The sequence below is a fragment of the Bacillus sp. CPT56D-587-MTF genome (assembly GCF_058792335.1).
The window spans coordinates 810,071-836,820 of the sequence record NZ_JBYTEF010000001.1 but is presented as its reverse complement, the minus strand read 5'-3'; the positions used below and the strand labels follow the sequence as shown (position 1 = coordinate 836,820).

Annotated in this window: 22 protein-coding genes and 2 pseudogenes; 12 read left to right on the top strand and 12 right to left on the bottom strand. The window is 37.7% G+C overall.

Going from position 1 to position 26,750, the window contains the following annotated elements; genetic code table 11:
- Positions 1–134: 134 nt before the first annotated feature.
- Positions 135–1,490: an alpha-amylase family glycosyl hydrolase gene (locus AC3WVZ_RS04380; RefSeq protein WP_065211711.1), complete on the bottom strand. Its 1,356-nt coding sequence runs from the start codon at positions 1,488–1,490 to the stop codon at positions 135–137.
- Positions 1,491–1,648: 158 nt separating this feature from the next.
- Here AC3WVZ_RS04380 and AC3WVZ_RS04375 point away from each other — a divergent pair, with 158 nt between their 5' ends.
- A complete protein-coding gene (locus AC3WVZ_RS04375; RefSeq protein ID WP_233936071.1) occupies positions 1,649–2,881 on the top strand; it encodes an ammonium transporter in 1,233 nt (410 codons plus the stop codon).
- Between the two features lie 128 nt (positions 2,882–3,009).
- Here the strand turns inward: AC3WVZ_RS04375 and AC3WVZ_RS04370 are convergent.
- From AC3WVZ_RS04370 to hemH, 3 genes and pseudogenes are all read right to left on the bottom strand, one after another.
- Positions 3,010–4,379, bottom strand: a pseudogene (locus tag AC3WVZ_RS04370) (IS1182-like element ISBth7 family transposase); the annotation flags it as partial.
- 360 nt (positions 4,380–4,739) lie between these two features.
- Positions 4,740–6,206, bottom strand: coding sequence for a catalase KatB (gene katB, locus AC3WVZ_RS04365; RefSeq protein WP_001069177.1), 1,467 nt, complete (start codon positions 6,204–6,206; stop codon positions 4,740–4,742).
- A 59-nt stretch (positions 6,207–6,265) separates the two neighbouring features.
- On the bottom strand, positions 6,266–7,225 hold the full coding sequence (gene hemH / locus AC3WVZ_RS04360; protein WP_000727377.1) for a ferrochelatase: 960 nt from the start codon (positions 7,223–7,225) through the stop codon (positions 6,266–6,268).
- Positions 7,226–7,509: 284 nt separating this feature from the next.
- Here hemH and AC3WVZ_RS04355 point away from each other — a divergent pair.
- Positions 7,510–8,879: pseudogene (locus tag AC3WVZ_RS04355) on the top strand (IS1182-like element ISBth7 family transposase); the annotation flags it as partial.
- Between the two features lie 129 nt (positions 8,880–9,008).
- Here AC3WVZ_RS04355 and asnB read toward each other — a convergent pair.
- Positions 9,009–10,856 (bottom strand): asparagine synthase (glutamine-hydrolyzing), encoded by a 1,848-nt coding sequence (gene asnB / locus AC3WVZ_RS04350; protein WP_000334000.1) that lies wholly within the window; start codon positions 10,854–10,856, stop codon positions 9,009–9,011.
- A 239-nt stretch (positions 10,857–11,095) separates the two neighbouring features.
- Here asnB and AC3WVZ_RS04345 point away from each other — a divergent pair, with 239 nt between their 5' ends.
- Complete coding sequence (locus AC3WVZ_RS04345; protein ID WP_000616046.1) at positions 11,096–11,650, top strand: DUF2777 domain-containing protein; 555 nt, start codon at positions 11,096–11,098, stop codon at positions 11,648–11,650.
- A 130-nt stretch (positions 11,651–11,780) separates the two neighbouring features.
- Here AC3WVZ_RS04345 and AC3WVZ_RS04340 read toward each other — a convergent pair whose 3' ends face one another.
- Positions 11,781–12,146 carry a YisL family protein gene (locus tag AC3WVZ_RS04340; RefSeq protein WP_000233494.1) on the bottom strand — a complete coding sequence of 122 codons (366 nt, stop codon included), beginning with the start codon at positions 12,144–12,146 and terminating at the stop codon, positions 11,781–11,783.
- Between the two features lie 150 nt (positions 12,147–12,296).
- Here AC3WVZ_RS04340 and rocD point away from each other — a divergent pair, with 150 nt between their 5' ends.
- Together rocD and AC3WVZ_RS04330 are read left to right on the top strand one after the other, a co-directional pair.
- Positions 12,297–13,487, top strand: a complete 1,191-nt coding sequence (rocD, locus tag AC3WVZ_RS04335) for an ornithine aminotransferase (RefSeq protein ID WP_000616662.1) — start codon at positions 12,297–12,299, stop codon at positions 13,485–13,487.
- 110 nt (positions 13,488–13,597) lie between these two features.
- Positions 13,598–13,879 carry a hypothetical protein gene (locus AC3WVZ_RS04330; protein ID WP_065382234.1) on the top strand — a complete coding sequence of 94 codons (282 nt, stop codon included), beginning with the start codon at positions 13,598–13,600 and terminating at the stop codon, positions 13,877–13,879.
- Between the two features lie 36 nt (positions 13,880–13,915).
- On the opposite strand, the gene AC3WVZ_RS04325 is transcribed toward AC3WVZ_RS04330, so the two are convergent.
- Positions 13,916–14,815: a fumarylacetoacetate hydrolase family protein gene (locus AC3WVZ_RS04325; RefSeq protein WP_001213071.1), complete on the bottom strand. Its 900-nt coding sequence runs from the start codon at positions 14,813–14,815 to the stop codon at positions 13,916–13,918.
- Positions 14,816–15,062: 247 nt separating this feature from the next.
- Between AC3WVZ_RS04325 and AC3WVZ_RS04320 the strand changes: the two genes are divergently transcribed.
- From AC3WVZ_RS04320 to gerPF, 7 genes are all read left to right on the top strand, one after another.
- Positions 15,063–15,242 (top strand): aspartyl-phosphate phosphatase Spo0E family protein, encoded by a 180-nt coding sequence (locus tag AC3WVZ_RS04320; RefSeq protein ID WP_000462841.1) that lies wholly within the window; start codon positions 15,063–15,065, stop codon positions 15,240–15,242.
- 96 nt (positions 15,243–15,338) lie between these two features.
- Positions 15,339–15,560, top strand: a complete 222-nt coding sequence (gerPA, locus tag AC3WVZ_RS04315) for a spore germination protein GerPA (RefSeq protein ID WP_001111187.1) — start codon at positions 15,339–15,341, stop codon at positions 15,558–15,560.
- A gap of 14 nt (positions 15,561–15,574) precedes the next feature.
- Positions 15,575–15,781, top strand: coding sequence for a spore germination protein GerPB (gene gerPB, locus AC3WVZ_RS04310; protein ID WP_001012508.1), 207 nt, complete (start codon positions 15,575–15,577; stop codon positions 15,779–15,781).
- A 67-nt stretch (positions 15,782–15,848) separates the two neighbouring features.
- On the top strand, positions 15,849–16,463 hold the full coding sequence (gene gerPC / locus AC3WVZ_RS04305) for a spore germination protein GerPC (RefSeq protein ID WP_001070760.1): 615 nt from the start codon (positions 15,849–15,851) through the stop codon (positions 16,461–16,463).
- Between the two features lie 6 nt (positions 16,464–16,469).
- Positions 16,470–16,664, top strand: coding sequence for a spore germination protein GerPD (gene gerPD, locus AC3WVZ_RS04300; protein ID WP_001052807.1), 195 nt, complete (start codon positions 16,470–16,472; stop codon positions 16,662–16,664).
- A gap of 15 nt (positions 16,665–16,679) precedes the next feature.
- Positions 16,680–17,066, top strand: coding sequence for a spore germination protein GerPE (locus AC3WVZ_RS04295; protein ID WP_000902324.1), 387 nt, complete (start codon positions 16,680–16,682; stop codon positions 17,064–17,066).
- 42 nt (positions 17,067–17,108) lie between these two features.
- Positions 17,109–17,324: a spore germination protein GerPF gene (gerPF, locus tag AC3WVZ_RS04290; protein WP_001141566.1), complete on the top strand. Its 216-nt coding sequence runs from the start codon at positions 17,109–17,111 to the stop codon at positions 17,322–17,324.
- 137 nt (positions 17,325–17,461) lie between these two features.
- Here gerPF and AC3WVZ_RS04285 read toward each other — a convergent pair whose 3' ends face one another.
- The 5 genes from AC3WVZ_RS04285 to AC3WVZ_RS04265 all read right to left on the bottom strand — a co-directional run bounded on the left by AC3WVZ_RS04285 (position 17,462) and on the right by AC3WVZ_RS04265 (position 26,326).
- Entirely contained in the window at positions 17,462–17,749 is a 288-nt protein-coding gene (locus AC3WVZ_RS04285; RefSeq protein ID WP_000255728.1) for an RNA polymerase alpha subunit C-terminal domain-containing protein, read from the bottom strand.
- A 12-nt stretch (positions 17,750–17,761) separates the two neighbouring features.
- Positions 17,762–21,484 carry a helicase-exonuclease AddAB subunit AddA gene (gene addA, locus AC3WVZ_RS04280; protein WP_233936069.1) on the bottom strand — a complete coding sequence of 1,241 codons (3,723 nt, stop codon included), beginning with the start codon at positions 21,482–21,484 and terminating at the stop codon, positions 17,762–17,764.
- On the bottom strand, positions 21,481–24,996 hold the full coding sequence (gene addB / locus AC3WVZ_RS04275; protein WP_065381910.1) for a helicase-exonuclease AddAB subunit AddB: 3,516 nt from the start codon (positions 24,994–24,996) through the stop codon (positions 21,481–21,483). Before addB ends, addA begins: the two co-directional genes overlap by 4 nt.
- A gap of 116 nt (positions 24,997–25,112) precedes the next feature.
- Positions 25,113–25,676 carry a signal peptidase I gene (gene lepB, locus AC3WVZ_RS04270; RefSeq protein ID WP_000751919.1) on the bottom strand — a complete coding sequence of 188 codons (564 nt, stop codon included), beginning with the start codon at positions 25,674–25,676 and terminating at the stop codon, positions 25,113–25,115.
- A 56-nt stretch (positions 25,677–25,732) separates the two neighbouring features.
- Positions 25,733–26,326 carry a TVP38/TMEM64 family protein gene (locus tag AC3WVZ_RS04265; protein WP_000347517.1) on the bottom strand — a complete coding sequence of 198 codons (594 nt, stop codon included), beginning with the start codon at positions 26,324–26,326 and terminating at the stop codon, positions 25,733–25,735.
- Between the last annotated feature and the right edge of the window lie 424 nt (positions 26,327–26,750).

The following is a 26,750-nucleotide window of genomic DNA, read 5'->3' as shown; positions in this document are numbered from 1 at the left end:
TCACTAGGGACGTTTTCATTCTCACGTCGTTTCTCTTAAGAAATTTCATATCAACAGAATAACACTATTGCCCCGCCGAACAAACTTACAAATACAATAAGAAGACATGAACATAGAGCGAGTAATTTCTCATCTCATCTACGCTTCCTTTTAACTGCAATTAGAAACGCAATAAATAATACATTCACACCAACGATTAAGGAGATAAATAACCAATTCACACCTGTTTCTCCGTTAACTTTATACACGTTTGATTCTTCACGTTTTAAAACGAGATAAAACTTTCCGTTTTCCTCTCTTATAATTTCATCCTGTAACAATCCTCTTAACTCTTGTTTTTCACCAATTGCACTTGCAGGTAAGGAGACTTTTTGTGTTTCTTTCGTATTATTAATTGCTACTAAAGTTACTTCATCTTTATATTTTCGTTTTAGTATGCTCATCCCGCTCTTATCATACAGAAGCTCAAACGTACCGCGTCGTAAAGACGGTCTCGCCTGCCTAATTTCACCTAGTTTTGTTATGTGCTGCATAAATTTTTCGTCTGACTTAAAATCCATTAATCGTCTATTATCGGGTACACTTCCTCCATCTAATGCAATTTCCGTTCCGTAATAAAAATTCGGAATCCCAGGTGATGTTAACAAATAAGTAAGCGCCAGTTTTAAACGTGATGGCGGATAATACATATTTTCTTTTGCAATACGCGCATATCTTTTTGTTTCTTGATCATCTAAAAACGTAACAAATTCCCCTTCTTTTTTACTCACATCGTATAACGATTTCACCGATACATCCGCTTCGGAAAACGATTCTACGATTTTTTCGTTGTATTCGCTATCCTCCTTTGTCATAATACGAAAATCTTTCTTTATCACTTGCATATCTTTTTGCGCGTTATCCCAAAAGGAACGCGGCTTTTTTTCACTATGTATAACATAACTTCCGTCTAAATCAACTTCTTTTATCCACCATTTCATTGCGTCAATTACCTGTCGTTCGTTTTCTCCAAGCGGAAATTGAAATACAACTTTCATTCCTTTTGCATGAGCTTCTTTTACAAGTTCTTTCACATCATTGTCTGTCCCGAAATGTTCATTTACCTTTTTAAAATTTCGCACGTCTAATCCATCGTACTTTCCACTTTCAAAAAGCGGCGAAAGCATAACGGTAGTAAAACCCATTTCTTTTATGTAATCCAACCTTTTTATAATTCCTCTTATATCCCCGCCTTGATACCCTTCTAAATTACCAACTTCTAATTGTTTGTCATTTTTCGGTTCTCCATTATTGAAGCGATCAATCATAATGGAGTATATAACTTCATCTTTCCACTCTCTTTTTTCGTCTGCAAAAGTATGTATTGGTACAAACAAAACAAAAGCTAAGCAAAAACAAATGAATAGTTTCCTAGTCCGTATTTTTCCCACACGCATCCCCCAAGTTTTTAATTGTAAGAATATTATACCAATTATCCGAGAGAAACGCATATGTCGATTTCAATCCTCACAAAATAATCTATGTTATATTTTCTAACATCATGTATATATTTTTCTGAATTTTTAGTTGATTTTTAGTTCTTTTTCGAATATGATATGAAACATAACAAAACGATGTTATTTTTTCTAACATTATAGGAGGAGAGCTCATGAATATGGGAGATACAGTTTTTATGTTTGTGACGACAGTAATGGTCATGTTGATGACACCAGGATTGGCACTTTTTTATGGAGGTATGGTTCGCAGCAAAAATGTACTCAGTACAACGATGCATAGTTATAGTGCAATGGCTATCGTTTCGATTCAATGGATTGTTATCGGCTATTCTTTATCATTCGGACCAGATTGGCACGGGCTTATCGGTACACTTGATTGGTTCGGTCTAAACGGAGTTACCTACGCACCAAATCCAGACTACTCATCTACTATTCCTCACAATTTATTCATGATGTTTCAACTCATGTTCGCCATTTTAACTCCAGGTTTAATTTCAGGTGCATTTGCTGAAAGAATGCGATTTTCTGCCTTTCTTATTTTTATCCTTTTATGGACAACGATTGTTTACAATCCTGTCGCTCATTGGGTATGGGGCGTCGGCGGGTGGCTAAGGGAACTTGGTGCACTAGACTTCGCTGGCGGAAACGTCGTTCACATCACTTCCGGAGTTGCTGGTCTTGTATTAGCTATTTTCCTCGGAAAACGAAAAAACATAAATGGTTCTTCTCCTCACCATTTGCCATTTACAATGTTAGGCGCAGGCTTATTATGGTTTGGCTGGTTCGGTTTTAACGTCGGCAGCGCATTATCCTTAAACGACGTAGCTTTAACTGCATTTATTAATACAAATATAGCCGCTGCTGCCTCAGCATTAACTTGGATGCTTTCAGAGTGGTTCTTCCAATCAAAACCGACTGCGATGGGAGCTGCTTGTGGCGCCGTTTCCGGTCTAGTCGCTATTACACCAGCTTGCGGGTTCGTTACACCTTTCTCAGCTCTTCTTATCGGAGCAATTGGCGGCGTATTATGCTTCGGAGCGGTCTTTTTCTTAAAAACAAAATTCGGATACGACGATACACTCGATGCATTCGGATGTCACGGCATCGGTGGAACTTGGGGCGGTATTGCGACAGGATTATTTGCAACTACTGCCGTAAACGGCGATGGCGCTAACGGATTATTTTACGGAAACGCCTCGCTGCTGTTGAAACAACTTGTAGCGATCGGCGCAACATATGCGTTCACAATTATAATGACGTATGCCATTATTAAAGCAATCAACTTCTTCCTCCCTGTCCGGGTAGATGAGCACGAGGAACATATGGGACTTGATATTTCGATGCATGGGGAGAAAGCTTATGAGTATACTGAGCGAGTGAACTAAAAAAGAGATGCAATCTATTAGTAATAGATTGCATCTCAGAGTGTTGGGAAACCCTTTAGGGTTCCCAACACTCTGGAATCTTTTTTGATTTTAGCGAATAAAAACAACATAAAATAATAGAATTTTAAAAAATAGCCCTCCACCTGACCCTTTTTGGTCAGGTGGAGGGCTATTTTTTTCATGTTTTGACAAGCTGCGGTGAGATAAGCTTGCATTTGGACAGACTTCAGCCCTCGAAACCGGGCATAGCGGTAGCCATGTAGTTCTTTGGCGTCTGCAAAGCTTCGCTCTATAGTGGAACAGCGTACTTTATACAACCTTTTCCCTGTAGCTGTTAGCTTGTTTTTTCTAGCAATATCCTTATATTTCTCCCACACATGATGAGTGATAACTTTTTGTTTTTGTTTCTTTGAAAAGCACACCTCACGTAACGGACAAACAGCGCAGTCTTCTGGATTCGATTTGTATTGACGGTATCCTTCACGATCAGTTGTTACATATTCTAGAATACATCCCATCGGACAAGCGAAAACATTCATTTCTTCTACATATTTAAATTGGCTTTTCGGTACTTCTTTATTCCGTTTTCCAAATCGGCGATACCCCATCACCATAAATATATTCCGTTCTGATAGTTTCTTACAGATATATCCTGTAAAATAGCCAGCATCAAGGGCAACAGCTTCTACTTTGAAGTCGAATTTATCAATCTGAGCTTGGAGGCGTGCTAAATACGGCTCGGAATCTGCCATATTTCCAGCCGTTACATAGGTATCTGTAATAATATTGTACTTCGCATCAGTCGTACGATGATCCAAGAAATGAAAACCATTTGGTTTTCCATCTCTCATTAAAAATCCACTATCTGGATCCGTTGTACTTATACGAGTTTTTTTGGTAGGGGTATCACTTTCCTTTCTAGGTTTTAATTCTTTTTTCCATGTACCTCACGATCTTCGATTACCGCAGCTTCTAGCTCGTCTATATAAAACTTTGCTTTTTCTTTTTTATATTTATGTACAAATTTATTTTTATTGGCATTGGCCTTAATATGTGTAGAATCTGTCATCAGTGCACGTCCTCCTACCATCCGGTGCTCCGTCGCTTGTCTCACAATCTCATCAAAAATTTCTTCGAAAATATTTGTATGAATAAAACGAGTACGACGATTCCAACTGATTGTAGAGTGATCCGGAATAGTATCCGATAGAGAAAACCCTAAAAACCAACGGTAGGCAATATTCGTTTTAATTTCCTTTTCCAATTGACGCTCAGAACGAATACCGTAAAAATATCCAATAAACATCATCTTAAATAAAACAATAGGATGAATGGACGGGCGTCCATTGTTTTCACAGTAATAAGGGCGTAACTTCTCTTCAATAAAATCAAAACTAATTGTCGCTTCAATTGCACGAAGGAAATGATCTTGTGGAACCAACTCTTCTACAGAAACAGATACACGCTCATCACGATGATTTTTTAAAGCACCCATCATAAAAAATCTCTCCTTTTCCTCTTTTTTATCAGTGTTGACACATAAAAAGAGGTTCAGACACAAAAACAGGCTGTGGAGAAGACTTTCTCCACAGCCTGAGATGCAATCTATTAGTAATAGATTGCATCTCTTTTTTGCGCACCGGGCAACATACCCCACCTAGTATAACCGGAAATATATTAACGGTTTTTTGGATATATCAACGATTTTTCAAATATATCGATTGTTCCTTTCAATATATCAACGTTTCGACACAAGATATCGATTTACCAACAAATTCCGACATAACGAAACTGAAGAATACCCGCGTGTAACTTTACACATAAAAAAGACGACCGAAACCCAGTCGTCTTTTCCGATTTATTTCGGAGCATTTCCTACATATTGCGTAATATCAACATTTAATGCCTGCGCTAAACGCATACCGTATTCTTGATCTGCACGGAAGAAGTTACAAACAGCTAGTAATTTCGTGCGTTCATTTACGTCTTTCAAGTCATTTGTTAAGTTTGCAATTAAGTTATCTTGCTCTTCTTTAGAGAATGAACGGTAACGCTCACCTGCTTGTTTAAAGTCATTTGGTTTCTCAATTTTTTCACGAGATACATAGCCTTCTACTTTCATAGTTGAATCGCGGTAAGCTGGGTCTTCAACTGGATTTTCAGCATGACGGCTCGGTTCGTAGTTGATTGTAGATGGGTTTTGATTCACTTGCATCGCACCATCACGTTGTTGATTATGAACAGCTGCGTATGGGCAGTTTACAGGAATTTGTAAGTAATTTGCACCAAGACGATAACGCTGTGTATCTGGGTAAGAGAATAAACGACCTTGTAATAATTTATCTTCCGATGGCTCAATACCATTTACAGTGGCACTTGGAGAGAACGCTACTTGTTCTACTTCTGCAAAGAAGTTTTTCGGATTACGATTTAACGTCATTGTCCCTACTTCAATTAACGGGAAGCGATCTTCTGGCCATACTTTCGTTGGATCTAGTGGATCAAAGTCTAAAGAATCCATTTCATCTAATTGCATAACTTGTACGTGTAAATCCCATTTCGGGTGATTTCCTTTTTCGATCGCGTCGAACAAGTCACGAGTAGCATGATTGAAGTCTTTCCCTTGTACCTCTTGCACTTCTTTCGCATTTAAGTTACGTACACCTTGCTGTGGTTTCCAGTGGTATTTAATATAAACAATTTTACCTTCTTCATTAATCCATTTAAATGAATGGACACCGAAACCTTCCATTTCACGATAACTTGCTGGTGTACCGTAATCAGAAAATACCCATGTCATCATATGTGTAGATTCTGGACTTAACGTCATGAAATCCCAGTAACGATCTGGCGTTTGAATATTCGTATCAGGTGCTGGTTTTAAAGAATGTACCATATCAGGGAATTTAATTGCATCACGAATGAAGAAAACTGGTAAATGATTACCTACGATATCGTAGTTTCCTTCTTCTGTATAAAATTTAACAGCGAACCCACGTGGGTCACGTGCTGTTTCAGGAGAACCTTGACCATGAATAACCGTTGAAAAACGAACAAATACAGGTGTTTCAGTTCCTTCATTTTGTAAAAATGCAGCTTTCGTATATTGCTTCATACTATTTTTCGTTACGAATACACCGTGAGCACCTGCACCACGCGCATGCACAACACGCTCCGGAATACGTTCACGATCAAAGTGTGCAAGTTTTTCTACTAAATGATAGTCTTCTAATAATACTGGTCCACGACGACCAGCTGTACGAGAATTTTGGTTGTCTCCAACTGGAGCACCTTGGTTTGTTGTTAAGCGATTATTTGGATTCATCTAGGGGGATCCTCCTCTTTCTTTCATAGTAATTATTATTTATTTAAAATTATTATAAACTAATTATTATTCAAAACTAGATCTTTGTCAACTATTTCCTTCACTTTTTTGGAAACAATTTCAGCCAAACAGTCGATAAATGCAGATTGCGCATTCGGCATATTTGGTCTAAAATATTTGGCATTTAATTCATCCGTTACAACTTTACATTCATAATCGTTGTCATATAAAACTTCTAAATGCTCCGCTACAAAACCAACTGGGCAATATATGAAAGATTCGTACCCATGCTCTTCATATAAATCTTTCGTTAAATCTTGCACATCTGGACCAATCCACGGATCTGGAGTATTCCCAGCACTTTGCCAACCGATTGTATAGTTTTGAATATTTGCAGCTTCTGCAATTAAATCTGCCGTATGCTTTAGTTGTTCTACATATGGGTCTCCTGCTGCAATAATTTTTTCTGGCAAACTATGCGCTGAAAAAATTACGACTGCTTTCTCTTTATCATCAATTTCTGTAAACGTTTCTTTTATTTGGTCTGCCCAATACGAAATAAACTTCGGTTCATCATACCATTGTTCAATTGATTCAATAACAGGACCACCGATTTCTTTTGAAAGACGAATAGCACGGTCATTATACGCTTTAATGCTAAATGTAGAATAATGCGGCGCTAATACGATACTAATCGTTTGCTCAATCCCATCACGCTTCATTTCTTCTACAGCATCTTCTATAAACGGAGCAGTATGTTTTAAACCTAAGTAACAAGTAAATTCATACTCTGTAAATATATTATTCATTGAATCTGTTAATTTATGCGCCTGTTCTTTCGTAATTTTTGCAAGCGGCGAAATTCCACCAATCGCTTTATAGCGCCCAATTAAATCTTCAAGCGCTTCTTCTGATGGCTTACGCCCGTGACGGATATGTGTATAATACGCCTCTACATCGTCTAATGATTCTGGTGTTCCATACGCCATTACGAGTAAACCTATTTTTTTCTTTTTCATCTATATAACACCTCAATTTTATAAATGAGAATCTTTTTCAAAAACATTTGTTTCCAATTATAACAACTAATAATAAATACGTAAAGATAATTATTCTAAATAAGGATTTTTTCTAATATGATTCTGAATTTTATATGACAATTTATTTAATAAAAAGCGACTTACTTATAAAGTAAGTCGCTTTTCCAGGCTGTGGAGAAAGTCTTCTCCACAGCCTGTTTTTGTGTCTGAACCTCTTTTTATGTGTCAACACTGATAAAAAAGAGGAAAAGGAGAGATTTTTTATGATGGGTGCTTTAAAAAATCATCGTGATGAGCGTGTATCTGTTTCTGTAGAAGAGTTGGTTCCACAAGATCATTTCCTTCGTGCAATTGAAGCGACAATTAGTTTTGATTTTATTGAAGAGAAGTTACGCCCTTATTACTGTGAAAACAATGGACGCCCGTCCATTCATCCTATTGTTTTATTTAAGATGATGTTTATTGGATATTTTTACGGTATTCGTTCTGAGCGTCAATTGGAAAAGGAAATTAAAACGAATATTGCCTACCGTTGGTTTTTAGGGTTTTCTCTATCGGATACTATTCCGGATCACTCTACAATCAGTTGGAATCGTCGTACTCGTTTTATTCATACAAATATTTTCGAAGAAATTTTTGATGAGATTGTGAGACAAGCGACGGAGCACCGGATGGTAGGAGGACGTGCACTGATGACAGATTCTACACATATTAAGGCCAATGCCAATAAAAATAAATTTGTACATAAATATAAAAAAGAAAAAGCAAAGTTTTATATAGACGAGCTAGAAGCTGCGGTAATCGAAGATCGTGAGGTACATGGAAAAAAGAATTAAAACCTAGAAAGGAAAGTGATACCCCTACCAAAAAAACTCGTATAAGTACAACGGATCCAGATAGTGGATTTTTAATGAGAGATGGAAAACCAAATGGTTTTCATTTCTTGGATCATCGTACGACTGATGCGAAGTACAATATTATTACAGATACCTATGTAACGGCTGGAAATATGGCAGATTCCGAGCCGTATTTAGCACGCCTCCAAGCTCAGATTGATAAATTCGACTTCAAAGTAGAAGCTGTTGCCCTTGATGCTGGCTATTTTACAGGATATATCTGTAAGAAACTATCAGAACGGAATATATTTATGGTGATGGGGTATCGCCGATTTGGAAAACGGAATAAAGAAGTACCGAAAAGCCAATTTAAATATGTAGAAGAAATGAATGTTTTCGCTTGTCCGATGGGATGTATTCTAGAATATGTAACAACTGATCGTGAAGGATACCGTCAATACAAATCGAATCCAGAAGACTGCGCTGTTTGTCCGTTACGTGAGGTGTGCTTTTCAAAGAAACAAAAACAAAAAGTTATCACTCATCATGTGTGGGAGAAATATAAGGATATTGCTAGAAAAAACAAGCTAACAGCTACAGGGAAAAGGTTGTATAAAGTACGCTGTTCCACTATAGAGCGAAGCTTTGCAGACGCCAAAGAACTACATGGCTACCGCTATGCCCGGTTTCGAGGGCTGAAGTCTGTCCAAATGCAAGCTTATCTCACCGCAGCTTGTCAAAACATGAAAAAAATAGCCCTCCACCTGACCAAAAAGGGTCAGGTGGAGGGCTATTTTTTAAAATTCTATTATTTTATGTTGTTTTTATTCGCTAAAATCAAAAAAGATTCCAGAGTGTTGGGAACCCTAAAGGGTTTCCCAACACTCTGAAAAAGCGACTTACTTATAAAGTAAGTCGCTTTTCTCCTATTCTTTAATATTTACCCCATATTCTTTAAACCAAACGTGAATTTGTGCTAAATGAGCTAAAAGCTGTGGCCCAGTCATCAATTGACCAAACCATGGTGTTTGAAATGCACTGCCGCCAGACTGAATTAATCCGCTCAACTGCTCTTTATCAAACAGTTCGTGTAAAATTGAACCTTTATCCGTTAATAGATTTTGAAGCCATACTGTTACTGCTTTTGTATAGTGCGGATTGTGCGTTTTCGGATAAGGACTCTTCTTTCTATATAAGATGTCATGTGGAAGTACACCTTCTAACGCTTTACGTAATAGACCTTTTTCGCGGTTTTTATACATTTTCATTTCCCAAGGAATATTCCACGCATATTCGACAAGACGATGATCTGCAAATGGAACACGTACTTCTAAGCTCGCTCCCATACTCATGCGGTCTTTTCTGTCTAATAATGTTGTCATAAACCATATCATATTTAAATAAAATAATTGGCGTCTTTTTGCTTCTAGCGGACTTTCCCCCTCTAAAATAGGAACTTCTTGAATCGACTCTTCATAGCGCCTTTGTACATATTGTTGTAAATTTAATTTATTTCTCCATTCTTTTTTTAGAAGTTGTTCACGTGCCTCTGTAGAACGCATCCACGGAAATGCACTCGATTGTAAATCATCTTCTCTATAAAACCACGGATATCCACCAAATATTTCATCTGCACATTCTCCAGATAAGCCAACGACAAAATCTTGTTTAATTTCTCGGCAAAACCATAATAATGACGAATCGATATCTGCCATACCAGGCAAATCACGAACGAGTACTGCTTCAGTTAAATACTCTGCTAATTTTTCATTCGAAATGACGCAGCGATGATGGGTTGTTTGAAATGTCTCAGTCATTAAATTAATAAACGGAGCATCTGAATTTGGCTGGAATGCATTCGCTTTAAAGTATTTGTCATTATCTTCGTAATCAATAGAATACGTGTGTAATTGCCCTTTTCCCGATCTCTCATATTCTTTCGCTGCAATAGCTGTAATAGCGCTCGAATCTACACCACCCGATAAAAAAGTACATAGTGGTACATCAGAAACAAGCTGTCTTGTAATAGCATCTTGTAATAAAAAGCGCGTTTTCTCTACTGTTTCTTCAAAAGAGTCTTCATGTTTTTTACTTTCTACATTCCAATATCTCCATATACACAAACCGTTCTTTGAAAATGTCATCGCATGACCTGGACGCAATTCTTTTATACCAGCATAAATACCGTGGCCAGGCGTTCTTGACGGTCCGAGCCCGAATATTTCTGATAATCCTTCTAACGTTACTTCCGCCTTCACATCTGGATGCGACAATATCGCTTTTAACTCCGAACCAAATAGTAAGCGTCCGCTATCATATTTATAAAAAAGTGGCTTTACACCTAATCGATCTCTCGCAATAAATACTTGTTCTTTCTGTTCGTCCCATACTGCAAACGCATATATACCGTTTAAATGATCGACACATTCTTCTTTCCATTCAATATAAGAAGCTAATAATACTTCTGTATCAGAATGACCTTTGAACGTATATCCTCTTCTTAATAATTCCTTTCGAATGTCTTCTGTGTTATAAAGTTCACCGTTATAGCAAATGGCGTAATTCGTTTCATCTTTTAAACAAGTCATCGGCTGTTTACCGCCCTCAGGATCCACAACGATTAACCGCTTATGCCCAAATGCGACATTTCCTTTAATCCAAACTTTATTATCATCCGGCCCCCGTTTCGCTAACGTCTCAGCCATCTTCGTAACGACATCTCTTTCTCCTTCTAATGAGCGTTTATAATCCACCCATCCTGTAATCCCGCACATATAAATCATCCTTCCATCTTATTTCTTTTCTCGAACGTGCAGTAATCCCCACCCTGTGAGTGTGGATCAAAAAAATGAAAAACTTGACGATAACCTACTATCCACATATGGAATAGCATTTTCACTCAGTAAAACGTGTTTTATTGTATGCCCACCTATGTCTATATGTGTCTAGTTATAAAGAATGCACGAACTGTCTATAACAGGAATAACTACTTTTCATAAAGGAGAAATCGTGTATGATACAACGTAAACATATTTTATATAATCAGCCCCGTGCTCATACAGTCGGTAATGTAGAATATATAAACAATGAGTGGGTATTCTTTGATGATGAAAATGATGAAGCGTTTTTATTAGAAGATATTGCCGAAGATGGGTTTGAAATTTTGTATAATAACAATTGGCTACCAGCCCGTTTCTATGAACAAGATGTATTACAAATCGCCAACGAGCAACACCATTTGCAAAATGGTGAAATGATACGTATTCGAAAAAAGTTACTTCTTAGCTATAATGAATGGCTGGAGGAATTACCTGACTCTGTCTTCACATTATTAACCGAATCATTGCAATCACTTCACTACTCTTTATATGATTGCATGTATTGTCATAATTATTTATCTTTCTTACCGCAAGAGGAGTCACGCGAAGGAGTAAATATTCTTTTGTTTGATAACGAAGAAATGATCTGTACACTGCAGCACCATTTCGTCCGTCACACTACGTCAAATAAAAATATGTTCCGTTTTACGAAAGTAAATGGAGAAGAGTTGCATATCGATGCGACATAAAGTGAAACTTTAATCAGCGGGGGAGCCCACTGATTATTAGCCTTCACCAATCTGATGTTTACGGGATAAAGTAAAAAACCACCTTATAATCTCCCAAGTCTTTGAGATTATAAGGTGGCTTTATTTTTTATTAGAATACTTTCCAGCCAATCGGTAATTTCAGCCCAAGGTAAAATACTGCTACTAGCGCAACAATAAATAAGCCCCAAACCGCCCCTGTTGGTTTGTTTTTGCTCATTTTCACAAGAACCATTTCCATTCCACCGATAACTAAAATACCAGCTAACATTTTTAAGCCATACCACATGTGCATGCTACCTGTTGCTGTCTTCACAATACTCATGTACAACATGAAGCCTGTCACAATAATAATGATATACATTAGGCGAAGCCCCATATGTACACCTTTCCCTTTTCTTCCTGCTGAATAAAGTGAATACGCAACGAAGAATAAAATTAAACCTAACGCCCATGCTGTAATATGCATATGTACCATCGTATCCCTTACCTCCTCTTTTCACACTTTTTCACTCTATATGATAACATGTTCATTTATTTTCAGGAAATGTTTCGCTTTTTTACATTTAAATGCTATAATATTTAGAGTATTTACAAACTTCTTGTAATAACAAAAGGGGGAACAATCATGATTCAAACTAAGGATATTATCGAACTTACAGACACATACGGAGCAAATAACTATCACCCACTTCCAATCGTTATTTCTAAAGCAGAAGGTGTTTGGGTAGAAGATCCTGAAGGAAACCGCTATATGGACTTATTAAGTGCATATTCTGCAGTAAACCAAGGTCATCGTCACCCGAAAATTATTAACGCTTTAATTGACCAAGCTAATCGTGTTACGTTAACTTCTCGTGCTTTCCATAGCGATCAATTAGGTCCTTGGTACGAAAAAGTTGCGAAACTAACTAATAAAGAAATGGTACTTCCAATGAATACAGGTGCTGAAGCTGTTGAAACTGCAATTAAAACAGTTCGTCGCTGGGCTTATGATGTGAAGAAAGTGGAAGCAAACCGTGCTGAAATCATCGTTTGTGAAGATAACTTCCACGGACGTACAATGGGTTCTGTTTCTATGTCTTCAAATGAAGAGTACAAGCGTGGATTCGGTCCAATGCTTCCTGGCATCGTTGTAATTCCTTACGGTGATTTAGAAGCATTAAAAGCCGCAATTACACCAAACACAGCAGCATTCATTTTAGAGCCAATTCAAGGTGAAGCAGGAATTAATATCCCACCAACTGGTTACTTAAAAGAAGCTTTTGAAGTATGTAAAAAAGAAAACGTTTTATTTGTAGCAGATGAAATCCAAACTGGCTTAGGCCGTACTGGTAAAGTATTTGCTTGTGACTGGGACAATGTAACTCCTGACATGTACATACTTGGTAAAGCACTTGGCGGCGGTGTGTTCCCAATCTCTTGCGTAGCAGCAAACCGCGACATTTTAGGTGTATTTGAGCCAGGTTCTCACGGTTCTACATTCGGTGGTAATCCACTTGCATGTGCTGTTTCTATCGCGGCTCTTGAAGTGTTAGAAGAAGAAAAATTAACAGAGCGTTCTCTTCAATTAGGTGAAAAATTAGTTGGGCAATTAAAAGAGATTGATAACCCAATGATCACTGAAGTTCGTGGTAAAGGTTTATTCATCGGTATCGAATTAAACGAGCCAGCTCGTCCTTACTGTGAACAACTAAAAGCAGCTGGTCTATTATGTAAAGAAACACACGAAAATGTAATTCGTATCGCACCACCTCTAGTAATCTCTGAAGAAGATTTAGAGTGGGCATTCCAAAAAATTAAAGCTGTATTATCGTAATGATAGAGAGGTTGTCCGACATGTTGGGACAACCTCTTTCTTTTTATATTCATTTATATTAAGATGAAATTGTAATTTTCTGTATTTTAAAATCGTAAAGGAGGTGCGACATGCTATTAAGATATGGTAAACATATTAACTATTTAGCTACAGCTTTTATTTTAGTTACATTCTTTGGTTTCCTACTTTCCACAACATGGCTTCATTACTCAACTCCTACTACACTCACACTACTGAAAGCATCATTTTGGACTGCTGTTATTCTTACTATCATTGGTTTTGGACGAGAAAAAAGCACACTTACGGTTATACTATTTGGCATTTGTACACTTGCATTCATTGGTCTTTACACTTTTGCCGTTATCGATTACCTCTATAACCCAAGGCCATAAAAAAAGAGCTATCTTTTAACAAGATAGCTCTTTTCTTTATTTCACTACATTTCGTAAAGTACCAATTCCTTCTACTGTAATGACCACTTCATCACCAGCATGTAAAAACTTCGGTGGTGTAAAACCTTTTCCGACACCAGCCGGCGTTCCTGTTGCGATAATATCACCTGGTTCTAAAGTCATTCCTTTACTTATCGTTGAAATAATTTCTTCTATTGAAAAAATCATTTTATTTGTGTTAGAAGTTTGCCTTACTTCTCCATTTACTACCGTTTCAATGTGTAATGCATTCGGCGCATTAACCACCGATTTATGAATTAAATACGGTCCCATCGGACAAAATGTATCGAAGCTTTTCCCAAGGAAAAACTGTTTATGTTTTCTTTGAATGTCTCGAGCTGTTACATCATTGATAATCGTATAACCAAAAACATGCTCAAGCGCTTTTTCTTTTTTTATTTGCTTCCCTCGCTTACCAATAATGATAGCTAATTCTCCTTCATAATCTAGTTCGTCCGTTGCATGAGGGTGACCATTAATTTGCTCATTTATGCCAATAACTGTTGTTGGGGCTTTCGTAAAGATCATTATATTTTCTGGAATAGACTCTACTCCGCCCATTTCTACCGCATGCTCACGATAGTTTTTTCCAACGCACAAAATATTCTTTCTTGGCCTTGGAATCGGCGCTAATATTTTCACCTCTGTTAACGGATAATACGCCGCTTCCCCGTTCTCTTTTGCCCAATTTACAATTTCACATACTTTCTCAAAGCATTCAGTCCCTCTTTCAATACACTCTAACATTGTAATAGGGATTGTAACCTTTTCCCCTTTTTGTCTTTGCGCTTCTCTTAAGTGTAATACCTTTTCTTCTTCTTCATCTACAATACCTACAAATACCTTTTCTTCTTTCTTCGCCGTTACAAAACGCAATATTTCCACTCTCCATCCTAAAACTCATACCCTTTAATTGTATTCGCATCCGCAAGAAAAAAACCTTCTCATGCACGCTAATTTTTACAATATTCTTCTCATCCCCTATTCGTTACCCCTTTATCATTTGGCATAAAATGTAGAAATTTTACTTTTTTTAGCGAATGCATTTCTTTTTTATGAAGTTTTTGTATAATATGTACTACATATATACTAAAAATTTCATTTAGAGATGGAGCCGATTTCAATGTTTGAGCAAGCGATTGAAAAAAAACGTGAAAAAATGATTTATTTTGCTGAACGCTATGGAATGACTTCTCAAAAAACAGTGGATTGTAGCCAAGAACTGGACAGGCTCTTAAATGTAATTTGTCATGTACATACGGATTTACACCCTAATCAAACGTTCAAAACACACACGCAATAATGCGTGTGTTTCTTTTATTTCAAAAAAATACACATTTTATTGGAAACGCCCATACAATAGTAGAAAAGAAAATTTTAAAAACGAAGGGTGTTTTGTATGCCAGCTATGGTCGGACATATTCGTATCGTCAATATTGGATCAAGTGGTATTTTTCATATTGGAGATGTATTTGCGATTAGGCCTATTAGTTACTCACGTGCTTTCGCCGGGGCCGGCTCTTTCAACGTTGGAGATAATGTTTCTGTCTACAATTATCAAAGTGCAACGACTGTCAACGATTCAGATGTAATCGATCAAGCGATAATTGGCTCAACTTAAAGGAGGCAATTGCATTGAATTTTTATGTAAACCAAAGTATCATCATCAACAGTATTAAAATTGATAGCATTACAACCTCTTCTGTGTTCCAAATTGGTACTGCCGGAAGTATTAAAGCCCTATCTAAATTTTCAAATACGGGCGGATTTACGGAACCGCTTCGCCCATTACAGGCAAAAGGACAAATTATTTCTATCAAACCATCAACTAGTTCTTCTTAAGACATCCTTGTCATAAATATATAGCAGGAATATTTTTACCCTCCCTATTGAAAAGGAGGTTTCACAAATGAATCAAGATATATATACTTACTTACACCAACTTCAACAAGCTCTTCAAACACAACAAGCAGCCATCCTAAATTTAGAAGATCAAGTGCGCCAACTCCAAGAAGAGCTTAACGAATTAAAAAATCGCCCCTCCTCTTCTGTAGGAAAAGTGGAATACAAATTCGATCAATTAAAAGTCGAAAATTTAAATGGTACTTTAAATATTGGTTTAAACCCATTTTCAGCAAAAGGACAACAAATTGAAGATTTTCAAGTGGATACAGAAACATTGAAGGTAAACCCTGAAACCGAAACAAACCCAGACTTTTATCAAGGTATCCTCCAAGAAATGCATCGATACTTAGATGAAGAAGCATATAATCGTATTCTCCATTTTGAACAAGAAGAGAGAACACCGCTTGATGAAATGTATCGACAAATGATGGTGGATGACATAAAAAAACAGATGGAGCATCGACTCCCTTATTATTTATCACAAGCGCAATCATATGAAGGTATTTCAACAGATCCAGATTATTTACGAGATATCATTATTCAGGCAATGAAACAAGATATTGACAAAGCCTTTCTCTCCTTTATTCAGCACATACCGGGAAATTTCCGAAAGGAGTAAGTATGTATGAACCTTAACGTTGTAAACCGTGAGTTAAAAGTCGGACAGATTAAAATGAACGGTGTATCGTCGTCCGCACTCTTTTTAATTGGAGATGCAAATCTCCTCATTCTATCTTCTATTCTCGATACACCATTTGAAACAGTTACAGAGGGTCCATTTGTACCATTAGTAACAGATGTCCCTCCTACTCCAGGTTAAGGAGACTGAAAAATTATGTTGCATCATGTGTCCATTGTCCAAAATGTTTCTATTATTTCTTTAGGGATTACTGCCGTATTTCAAGTTGGAGATGCAAACCAAATGGAATTAAAAAGTAGAGCTATTGCCGTCCACCGTGAAATTCCTTTTTATATACGGGGAGAAGGTCGCTTTGATGCTTTTGAAATCTTTACAGATGAACACATTACAATTCCAAAACGAACGACAGATGTAAAATTAAATATTGTAAATGAATGCCCTTTTATTGAAGTGAATAACGTTGAATTGCGGACACTTTTAAATTCTGGTTGCTTTCAAATTGGAAATGTTGATTATGGTTTTAATAACTCTCGTATTATACAAATCCGCCAATATATTACGGATGAACCTTCCGCACAATAATTCATATAGTAATTAAAAAGCTTAGTAAAGTAGGTGGATGGTATGCCTTCAGTTGTAGGAAATCTCGTCGTGCAAAACAGTAACGGCTCTTTCAACTTAGGAGATTTTTATAACGTATCTCCGAAAGAAAACACGAAAGCCTATAACGGATCTGGAGCTTCCAATGTTGGGTTTGTCGTGAATACGTTTAACGGTGTTAGTGCAACGAATACATTTGATTCTGATGTGGCAGATCAAGATCAGATTGGAACAGCGTAAAAAAAGTAGGAGATATTCTCCTACTTTTTTCTTTTATGTAATTCAAAATTATTAAAATGAAATTTTAATAAGCAAGAGCTTCACTGTCCACAAATAGTGGTATAAACACGTAAGTAGTGAAGAGGCACTATTTCATTTTATTTAAATGATAACCCACTCTCCTCCAAAGCCTTCCTAAGCTTCGGCAAAGACGCAGGTCCCATACCATGCAGTTTTAAAATTTCTTTTTCACTATATTTTGAGAGTTCTTCTACAGTTTGAATTCCACGGTGCTCTAATGCCCTTCTTGCTGGCGCTGAAAGAAGAGAGAGAAAACCTTCTTTTGGTTTTCTCTCTTTCTCACAGACTGGGCAAGTTGGACAATCGCTACTTTTATAGTACTCGTGTCCCTGTTCACAAGTTCTTAACGTTTTTTCCGTTACCATTTTCAAGCCCCTCTATTCTTCAATATTTACAACGTGATTCCCATCAAAGAAGTATAAACATTTCTCTTTTACAGGATGTTGTAAGCTTTTCTCCAGTGCTTTTGCATATAACGAAAGCTGCACTTTATATCGATCTTCTAAAATTGGTTTCGCTTGTTCGAATCCGCCTGGGAATTTCCCTTCAATCGTATCTGTTTTAAAGTCGATTAACGTAATGCCATCTTCCTCTTCAATCATGCAGTCGATAACCCCTTGGACAAGAATCGTTTCTTCACTCTTCCCTTGCCAATCTTGATATGCTTCTTCTGCTGCAAGCATCATCGTAAATGGTACTTCACGCTCAACACTTTTCGCCGCTAATACCCTTTTACCTAAGTCACTGTCAAAGAATGAAATTACTTTTTCAATCGCTATTTCTTCCGCCTGCTCGAATGTTAATAATTCCTTATTTACCATTCCAGCAATTTGCTCTTGAAGAACTTCAACCGTAATCGGCTTCTTCAAATCAACATGCTGCATAACGGCATGGACTGCTGTTCCGCGCTCTGCGTACGTTAACCCTTTTTTCTCCATAAAGCGCGGGCGTGTTTTAATTGGTGCACGTAGTTTTTTAATAAAGGCGTTATCGCTACCTTCTTCAGATTGATAATTTCTCTTTATTTCTGTAACAGATTGCTTCGCACGATGAGATGTCGCATCCTCATATCCGTACTTCCACATTAATCTGTCGTACACTTCTTCTTTCCGTTCACTTTGCAGGGGAACAGCCTTTTTCTCACGAAGTGCTTCTAACAATTCTTGTTTCTCTTCTTGAACTGGCTCTGGTGCAAGTAGTGTGTTACCGTCCACAACTTCTACTTTCCAGCTAGTGTCATATCCGTAAATTTCATCTGGAATACTTCCTTGTCCTAATTCAAGAAGCATTTCACTATCACGGTGTCTATATAATGAAGGTGCAATCCAGTCTAAATAACAAGACGCTCCGGCACGTATGTGATCTGGTAATAACCATTCACTATGTTCCCTCACATCAAGCCATTTTTCCATTTCCTTATTTGCATCCTTAACTGTTCCGATTAAAATTAACTTCTCTTTCGCACGCGTCAATGCTACGTATAGTACGCGCATTTCTTCCGCAATTAATTCCATTTTCATTTTACGCTTAATCGCAAGCTGTGATAATGTTGTATATTTAATTCGTTTACGCGGATCGATAAATTGCGAACCGAAACCGAAATCTTTATGCAATAAGAAACGTTTCATTAAGTCTTGTGTATTAAAACGACGACCGAGTCCAGCTACAAATACGACCGGGAACTCTAGCCCTTTACTTTTATGAATCGTCATAATGCGAACAACGTCTTCTTGTTCACCTAGGGCTCTCGCCGTACCCATATCATCACCGCGTTCTAAAATACGTTCAATAAAACGTAAGAAGCGGAATAACCCTCTAAATGATGTTGCTTCATATTGTCTTGCACGGTCATATAGTACGCGTAAGTTTGCTTGTCTTTGCTTTCCTGCTGGTAAACCGCCAACGAAGTCGTAATAACCTGTCTCACCGTACACTTTCCAAATTAAATCAGAAAGGGATTGTTGACGGGCAAATTCACGCCATCCTTGCAGTAAGTTATAAAACCACTCTAATTTATCATGAAGTTCTTGCTCCTCTTCAAGCGGTGCCCCTTTTAAGAATGAGCTCATTACTTCATAAAACGAGCCTTTCTTTCCATGAGCACGAAGCGTTGCAAGTTCTTCATCGCTCAATCCAACGATTGGGGAACGAAGTACAGCGGCAAGCGGAATATCTTGCATCGGATTATCAATAACGCGGAATACGTTCATCATAATATTTACTTCCGTCGCTTCAAAATAACCAGTCGCGAGGTCAGCGTATACTGGAATTCCTTGTAATTTTAACTCTTCCATAATTTGCGGGGCCCACGGCATGGAGCGAAGTAAAATAACGAAATCGCGATATTGCACCGGACGCATACTATCATTTTTACGGTCATACACTTCATAACCGGAATCAACCATCGCTTTAATGCGCTGCGCCATAAGGCGAGCTTCAAGCTGTGCTTTTTCGACTTCTGCACCTTCTTCACCGTCTATTACTTCTTCCGTTTGCTGAATACATAATAATTCTGCTGCTACATCTTCACCTTCTGGATAGGTAGCACCTAGCTTTAGTTCAGCGTCAGCATCGTAGTCAATTTCCCCAACTTCTTCGCCCATAATTTGTTTAAAAATAAAGTTCGTACCTGCTAGTACTTCATGACGACTACGGAAGTTTTTCGCTAAGTCAATCTTCATTCCGCCGCCCAATCCTTCTTGTGTGAAACGTTTATACTTTCCTAGGAATAAGCCTGGCTCGGCTAGTCGGAAACGATAAATCGACTGCTTTACGTCACCAACCATGAACAAGTTTCCTTCACTCTCAGAATCTTTCGTTACGAATTTAATAATGGATTCCTGTACAAAGTTCGTGTCTTGATATTCATCGACTAATACTTCAGCAAATTTATTACGATATTGGAGCGCCACTGCTGACGGATTCATTTCACCATTTTCACTTTGTTCACTTAAAATTTGTAAACAGAAATGCTCTAAATCTGTGAAATCGACCATTCCTTTATCTCGCTTCATCGCTTGGAAACGCTCTGTAAATACTTTTACAAGTTGAACAAGCTTTTCTAATACTGGGTGCATATCTTGAAAATCTCGTAAGAAACTTTCAGGTTTGCGGCTAAATAACTCTTCTTGTAATTTCTTCACTTCATCTTTCGCTTTATTACGAAGAGAGTCTACTTGTTTTACAACATCTTCATTGTAATCACTTTTCTTAATACGCTTTAACGTTTGCCACGATACGTTTTGCATCGCTTCATACAAACTTGTCCACGACTCACGAGCAGCTGATGATAGCGTTCCAAGTAAAGCTACATCTGCTTGCAGGGTTTCAATGCGAGGCGCTGGACCGTCAGGAAGCATTGCGAGTTCAGTTGCCTTACGAATATGCTGTTCCGCTGTTTCAAGCTGGAATTTCACATCTTCTAATAAATAAGAAGCATATACTAAATCCTCAATTGTCTTTCCTTCTACGTCATATGCTTCTACTAATTTATCAAGCCATTTTTCCGGATTTGGATGCGCTCTTGATTCTGTATGAAGCGCTAAAATCATACGTTGTAAGTCATCATCACTACGGTCACTCGTATAACGATCAACGAGTTCAAAGAATATCGTATTATCTTCGATGCCATACTCTTCTTCTAATATGTCATCTAGCACTTCTTCTTTTAACAATTCATTTTCTGTTTGATTCGCAATACGGAAACGAGGATCAACATCAAGCATGTAGTAATATCCTCTAATTACTTGTAAACAGAATGAGTGAATTGTTGAAATGGAAGCTTTATTTAATAGGCTCAGCTGCTTTCTTACGTGTTGAGAGCCTGGTTCATCAATTAATACCTTTTCTAACGCTTCTCCGATTCGGTTTTTCATCTCTTGTGCTGCTGCATTCGTAAATGTTACAACGAGCAGGCGGTCGACATCGACTGGGTTCTCTTCATTAATAATCTTTTTAATAATACGTTCAACTAATACTGCTGTTTTACCTGATCCAGCTGCAGCCGCAACTAAAATATCACGTCCGTTAGCTACAACAGCTTTCCACTGGTCATCTGTCCATTGACTACCTTCTGGTTTTTTAGGCCAATTTTCTATCATTCTCCGCCAACCTCCTCTCTTATTTTCTCCATCGCTTCGCTATCTTTCATATCTTTTAACGATCGGAACTGATTATCTTCCAGTGACTCATCAAATTGACAAACAGATTTGAAGTTACAGAACGTACATGCTGCTTTATTCCCCATTTTATAAGGAGCAATATCGATAACACCTTCTGTAATATCTTTTCCGATATTTTCAAACGTATGGTGTACATATTTTTGCAGTACGTTAAACTCTTGCTCACTTGCAATACTTGAACGCGCACTAAAGCTACCGTCTTTTTTCAGGCCAGCAGAAATAATATCTGAGCTTCCTGTTGAAAGTTTGTTATCCATTAAACGAACAACGTCAGCATCTCCTAATACGAGTCCTTTCATTTTAAATTTCTTTAAAATTTCTTTTTCAATTTCAGCTTCCGTTGCGTCACCTTTCATCTCAACGATTGGGTTATGAATATGGAAATACAATACACCAGCTGGTGATGCTGCTTGGCCTTTTTTCATCCACGTCTGTGCATTCGAAGTAACAACATCTAAATACGTTAACATTTGAAGTGCTAATCCGTAATACACTTCCGTTAAATCTAACGCTTTTGAACTTGATTTATAATCAATAATACGTAAGAACGTCCCGTTTTCATCTTCTGCCTTATCAACACGGTCAATACGGCCGACTACTTCCATCTTTACACCATTTGGTAATGAGAATTCCATCGGCGGAAGTGACCCTGTACCTCCCATACCGAACGGCACCTCTAAATCAACTGGTACGAATCCGCTTGACTTCGCATGTTCACGAAGAATGATTGACGTACGGAAAATGATTTGTTGTAGTTTTTGTTTTAAATAGAAATGACGGTTTGAACTTAATAAAATTTGTCGTTGTAATAACGGCGCAATTTCTTCTATTACTAAAACAGAAAGATGCTCACACTCTTTTATGGATAAATCCGCCCAAGTGCGGTTTTCACGCAATAACTTGTCCGCAATTTTCTTTAATGCCGCATGGAATAATTCGCCGATGTCTGGCGCATCAAGCTTGAAAATATCACGCTCTCTAAGCGATAAACCGTGCTGCGCAAAATGAGCGTATGCACAACGATTAAATAGTTCCATACGAGAGACGCTTCCTTTAATTATATCTCCGTATAAATCTCTACTTACTGCTGTACTTAGTTTCTTCGCACGATTTCGATAGAATAAACTTGATAAGACGCGGCTACTTTTTTGTTTCCATTCATCTGAAGTTACGTAGAAATTATATACGTCCCACCAAAAGTCTAAATTCCCTTCAAATCCGTATCGCTTCCACGTTTGTAGTTGCTGCATAACGTAAGATAACGTTACTTCTGGCGTTGCTACATATGAAATTTGTTCTGAACGTGATAAATCATTTACGTCATTCGTAATAAATGAATCTTTCACATTAGGGAACATTCTTTTTATTTTCTTAATAAAGCTAGACGCAAGTAACGTCTTTCCTTCTTCATCTGCAAGCGGGCATGAAATGTATAACTTCTCAGATGCTCTTGTTACCATTTGATACATAACGAACTGTTCTTCTAACAAAGTTTGTCTCGTCGTTGGCGCTAATTCAATCCCTGCCGCACCAAGAACTTCTCTTTCCTCATCAGAAAGCATACCTTCATCCATAGGTGCTGCTGGAATGACACCCTCATTTACACCTATAATAAACGTTGCTCTCACATCAGATAATCTGGAGTGATCAATATTAGCAATTAACACTTGGTCTAATGACGGCGGAATGTTAGCAAATTGAAGTGCCTCAAGACCAGTCGACATAACGTCAGTAAACATAGAAAGAGACATTTTCTCTTCCCCAAGCATCTCTACAAATGTATCAAGAAGGCTCATTACTTCTTCCCATACTTGTTCATGATCTGTCGCAAATAAGAAATCTCCACTTTCTTCTGCACGTATACGTAATTCTTCTAGTTTTTTCGGAACATCCAGTTCTTCTAAAAACAAGTAAACTGCTTCACACATTTGCATAACTGTTCCTGCACGCTTTAACCTTTTTTGCATGCGAATAACAGGTGTTCTTACAACGTCACGTAGCCTATTTATTTTCTCTTCCATTTCACGTTCACTGTCTGTAATCATCCCGTTCGTATCATCAAGAGAACGATAACGGCGATACATCCATGGATCTTCAGCAGTCCATCTCTTTCCTTGTATACCGTACGCTAAACAGTAATTTTCAAATTCATCCATTTCTTCACGCATCGCTTCTTTTCTTACGTCTAATGGATATAACAGCTCTGTTTTCACGCAGCGGAACACCGCATCATAACGCCAATTCCCACTAATAATCTCGAGTGCAGAACGAATACATTCTACTAATGGGTGATGTGACATCGGGCGCTTTTCATCGATGAAGTGCGGGATATTATAATCTGTAAATAACGTTCGCATCACATCGTAATAACTTTCCCCATTACGAAGAAGCACTGCAATATCCCGGTAACGATATTTTTCGTCGGCAACAAGTTTACGAATTTCACGAGCAACACCTTCTACCTCCGCTCGTAAATTCGCAGCTGTACTAATCGTTACACTCGCTTCACCGTTAAATTTTTCATTCGGACGCGCTTCATAATGAGCTTCTAAATGCGCTAATGCCGGAGAATGAAAACGCGGCTGTTCCATAAGTGGAATTGTTTTTTCAATTTCTATTTTCTCTTCACGCGCTACTTGTTTTATTTTTTCATACGTTAACGTCGTTTCATAAAATAAATCGAGTTCATTTACTGGCTGCGCTAACGTTTTTTCATCTATCGTTAACGTGATCGTAACTCTCGCTCCGCAAATCATAAGCTGTCTTACAATCTCTAACTCTTGCGGGGAGAATGAATGAAATCCGTCTATATAAATTTCCGCACCATTTACATATTCAGACTGCGGAAGCTTTTCCACTAGCAATTGCAGGTAGTCTTCTGAATCTAAATATTTTCCAATTAAAGCACGTTCAAAATCATCGTATAACAGCTGTAAATCATACACTTTATTCGCTAGTAACTTTTGTTCGGCACTGCTACTATGCGCATCTAATTGTTGCCACATTTCATATACGTTAGATGGCGTTACATTGTAACGTTTAAACTCTGCAATCATACTACCAAGATGTTCAAAGAAACCGTTTTGCTCCGCTGCTTTTTGGAACACCGATAATCCATCTTTACGAGACTCTACAATTTTACGGAGTAACATATGTACACCAGCTTCATCAATATGAAGACGACTCGCTCCGCCAACTTCTTGCAGTACCTTCCACGCTAATCGTGAAAAACTAAAAACTTGTGCCCGAATAGAACCTCTTACATCCTCACTTCCAATTAACGCCTGCTGCGTCTGGAATGTCATCTGTTCTGGCACAAGATATAATATTGTTTTCCCTCTCGGGCGTTGTTTTAACTCTTCTTGCACTTCGCGTAAACAAAGTGTACTTTTTCCACTTCCCGCTCTACCAATCACAAATCGAAGTGACATGTAACCCCACCTTTCACTTACATAACGAACGTTAGTTTGCTACTATAATTGTATTATAGGACACGAAAAAAGACAAACTGAGTTGTTTGCCTTTTTCTATACTTCTATCTATTATATCAACCTTTTGAAAAATTCGTTTGCACCTCTTGAATTGGCCAATATCGCAAATCAACTTTACCGACGACTGTATCAGCTTTTACAAAGCCAAAGTGTCTACTATCCCAGCTCCCGAGCCGGTTATCACCTACTACAAAAATAAACCCAGGTGGCACCAGTTTTTCTTTCGTTAACTCTTCTAATGTAAAGTCGCCTGTTAGTTGCCTTCCGTTTATCTCTTTCTTATACTTCTCTAAATACGGCTCATCAATAAATTGACCGTTTATATATAACTTATCCTGCTTATATTCAATATGATCTCCAGGTAAACCGATAATCCGCTTTACATAGTCCTCTTTTTTATTCGCATGAAATACCACAACGTCAAATCTGTTCAAGTCCCCAACTTGATAACTCACCTTATTTACAACTAGCATATTGCCATCTTGCAATGTCGGCATCATTGACTTCCCCTCTACAACATACGTTGAAAAGAAAAACGTTCGAAAAAATACAGCTAATAATACACCAATTAAAATTGTTCGTATCCACTCCATGCCTTCTTTTTTCAAAGTTTTCTTCATCTGCTTCTCCCCTTATCCTTTAATACTGAAGCTTTCCTTTACAAAGAAGACTATTCTTAATGTAGTTCTAACTTTACTTCGATTTTCTTACCGACATACCATAAAATAAAAATACCAATCGCTACAATAACTGATTTCACCGGATTATGAATAAATGACATTAAATCATGACCGATATACGTTAAAATAAAAATCATCACAAGTTTTCCGAATGCTAACGCTAGACCAAACTGTTTTACACTAATTCGGGATAAACCAGCGACAACATTTATGAGCGCTGACGGTGTAAACGGAAAACAAAATATAACAAAAATCGGTGCGAATCCTTTCCTTTCAATCCACCCCATTGCTTTTCGTACTCTCTCATGCTTATTTACAAACGAAAAGAAACGACTGCGACCAAAATGGCGGATGATGAAAAAGACAAGTAATGCACCCATTACTGATCCAAGCCATGAATAAAGAAAACCGAGCCAAAAGCCAAATGCAACAGCATTCGCCAGTACAAATACGATAAGCGGTAATGCTGGAATCAACGCCTCTATCATCGGTAAACCAATACCAAGAAGTGGTCCGAACGCTTTATAACTCTCAACAATATGATCCATATTTTCTGGTGAAAAATACTCTTTGATTGTCTGAAAATCCATTCTACACTTTACCCCTTTACTCTAAATACTATCCCTACTGTATCATTGCTTATATGAAAGAGGAAATGGTAGATACGACATATGGAGATGTATTTATTAAAGTTTCCATATCTTTCATAAGAATTCCTTCATTATTTAGCTATGATAATCTATCAATATTCGACAGGACGTGTCATTCGTTTTGTTATTTAGATTGTTTTTTTGATTTTTTCAGTAAATGAAATTACAATGGTGATTTTCTAAATATAACAATTACAACTCGGTTTTTCTAATATATCGCCTTACCTACAAAGACTGATAAAGTGAAACTTTAATCAGTGGGGATTTTGTTGATCCCCCGCTTAACTTCTTTGCTTTCGCTGAATTTTGAGGCGGGGGTCTTACTACCCACAAATAACAGGATAAACAAAAAAGAATGGGGATT

What these genes read in the sequence shown, in the direction of transcription:
- AC3WVZ_RS04265 (WP_000347517.1), bottom strand. Translation starts at nt 26,326, where the DNA reads ATGGATTTTCAGACAATCAAAGAGTATTTTTCACCAGAAAATATGGAT.
- gerPF (WP_001141566.1), top strand. Translation starts at nt 17,109, where the DNA reads ATGCCTTCAGTTGTAGGAAATCTCGTCGTGCAAAACAGTAACGGCTCT.
- gerPC (WP_001070760.1), top strand. Translation starts at nt 15,849, where the DNA reads ATGAATCAAGATATATATACTTACTTACACCAACTTCAACAAGCTCTT.
- AC3WVZ_RS04340 (WP_000233494.1), bottom strand. Translation starts at nt 12,146, where the DNA reads ATGGTACATATGCATATTACAGCATGGGCGTTAGGTTTAATTTTATTC.
- lepB (WP_000751919.1), bottom strand. Translation starts at nt 25,676, where the DNA reads ATGAAGAAAACTTTGAAAAAAGAAGGCATGGAGTGGATACGAACAATT.
- AC3WVZ_RS04380 (WP_065211711.1), bottom strand. Translation starts at nt 1,490, where the DNA reads ATGCGTTTCTCTCGGATAATTGGTATAATATTCTTACAATTAAAAACT.
- AC3WVZ_RS04285 (WP_000255728.1), bottom strand. Translation starts at nt 17,749, where the DNA reads ATGGTAACGGAAAAAACGTTAAGAACTTGTGAACAGGGACACGAGTAC.
- addB (WP_065381910.1), bottom strand. Translation starts at nt 24,996, where the DNA reads ATGTCACTTCGATTTGTGATTGGTAGAGCGGGAAGTGGAAAAAGTACA.
- AC3WVZ_RS04320 (WP_000462841.1), top strand. Translation starts at nt 15,063, where the DNA reads ATGTTTGAGCAAGCGATTGAAAAAAAACGTGAAAAAATGATTTATTTT.
- hemH (WP_000727377.1), bottom strand. Translation starts at nt 7,225, where the DNA reads ATGAAAAAGAAAAAAATAGGTTTACTCGTAATGGCGTATGGAACACCA.
- AC3WVZ_RS04345 (WP_000616046.1), top strand. Translation starts at nt 11,096, where the DNA reads ATGATACAACGTAAACATATTTTATATAATCAGCCCCGTGCTCATACA.
- gerPD (WP_001052807.1), top strand. Translation starts at nt 16,470, where the DNA reads ATGAACCTTAACGTTGTAAACCGTGAGTTAAAAGTCGGACAGATTAAA.
- asnB (WP_000334000.1), bottom strand. Translation starts at nt 10,856, where the DNA reads ATGTGCGGGATTACAGGATGGGTGGATTATAAACGCTCATTAGAAGGA.
- AC3WVZ_RS04295 (WP_000902324.1), top strand. Translation starts at nt 16,680, where the DNA reads ATGTTGCATCATGTGTCCATTGTCCAAAATGTTTCTATTATTTCTTTA.
- AC3WVZ_RS04330 (WP_065382234.1), top strand. Translation starts at nt 13,598, where the DNA reads ATGCTATTAAGATATGGTAAACATATTAACTATTTAGCTACAGCTTTT.
- katB (WP_001069177.1), bottom strand. Translation starts at nt 6,206, where the DNA reads ATGAATCCAAATAATCGCTTAACAACAAACCAAGGTGCTCCAGTTGGA.
- gerPA (WP_001111187.1), top strand. Translation starts at nt 15,339, where the DNA reads ATGCCAGCTATGGTCGGACATATTCGTATCGTCAATATTGGATCAAGT.
- rocD (WP_000616662.1), top strand. Translation starts at nt 12,297, where the DNA reads ATGATTCAAACTAAGGATATTATCGAACTTACAGACACATACGGAGCA.
- addA (WP_233936069.1), bottom strand. Translation starts at nt 21,484, where the DNA reads ATGATAGAAAATTGGCCTAAAAAACCAGAAGGTAGTCAATGGACAGAT.
- AC3WVZ_RS04375 (WP_233936071.1), top strand. Translation starts at nt 1,649, where the DNA reads ATGAATATGGGAGATACAGTTTTTATGTTTGTGACGACAGTAATGGTC.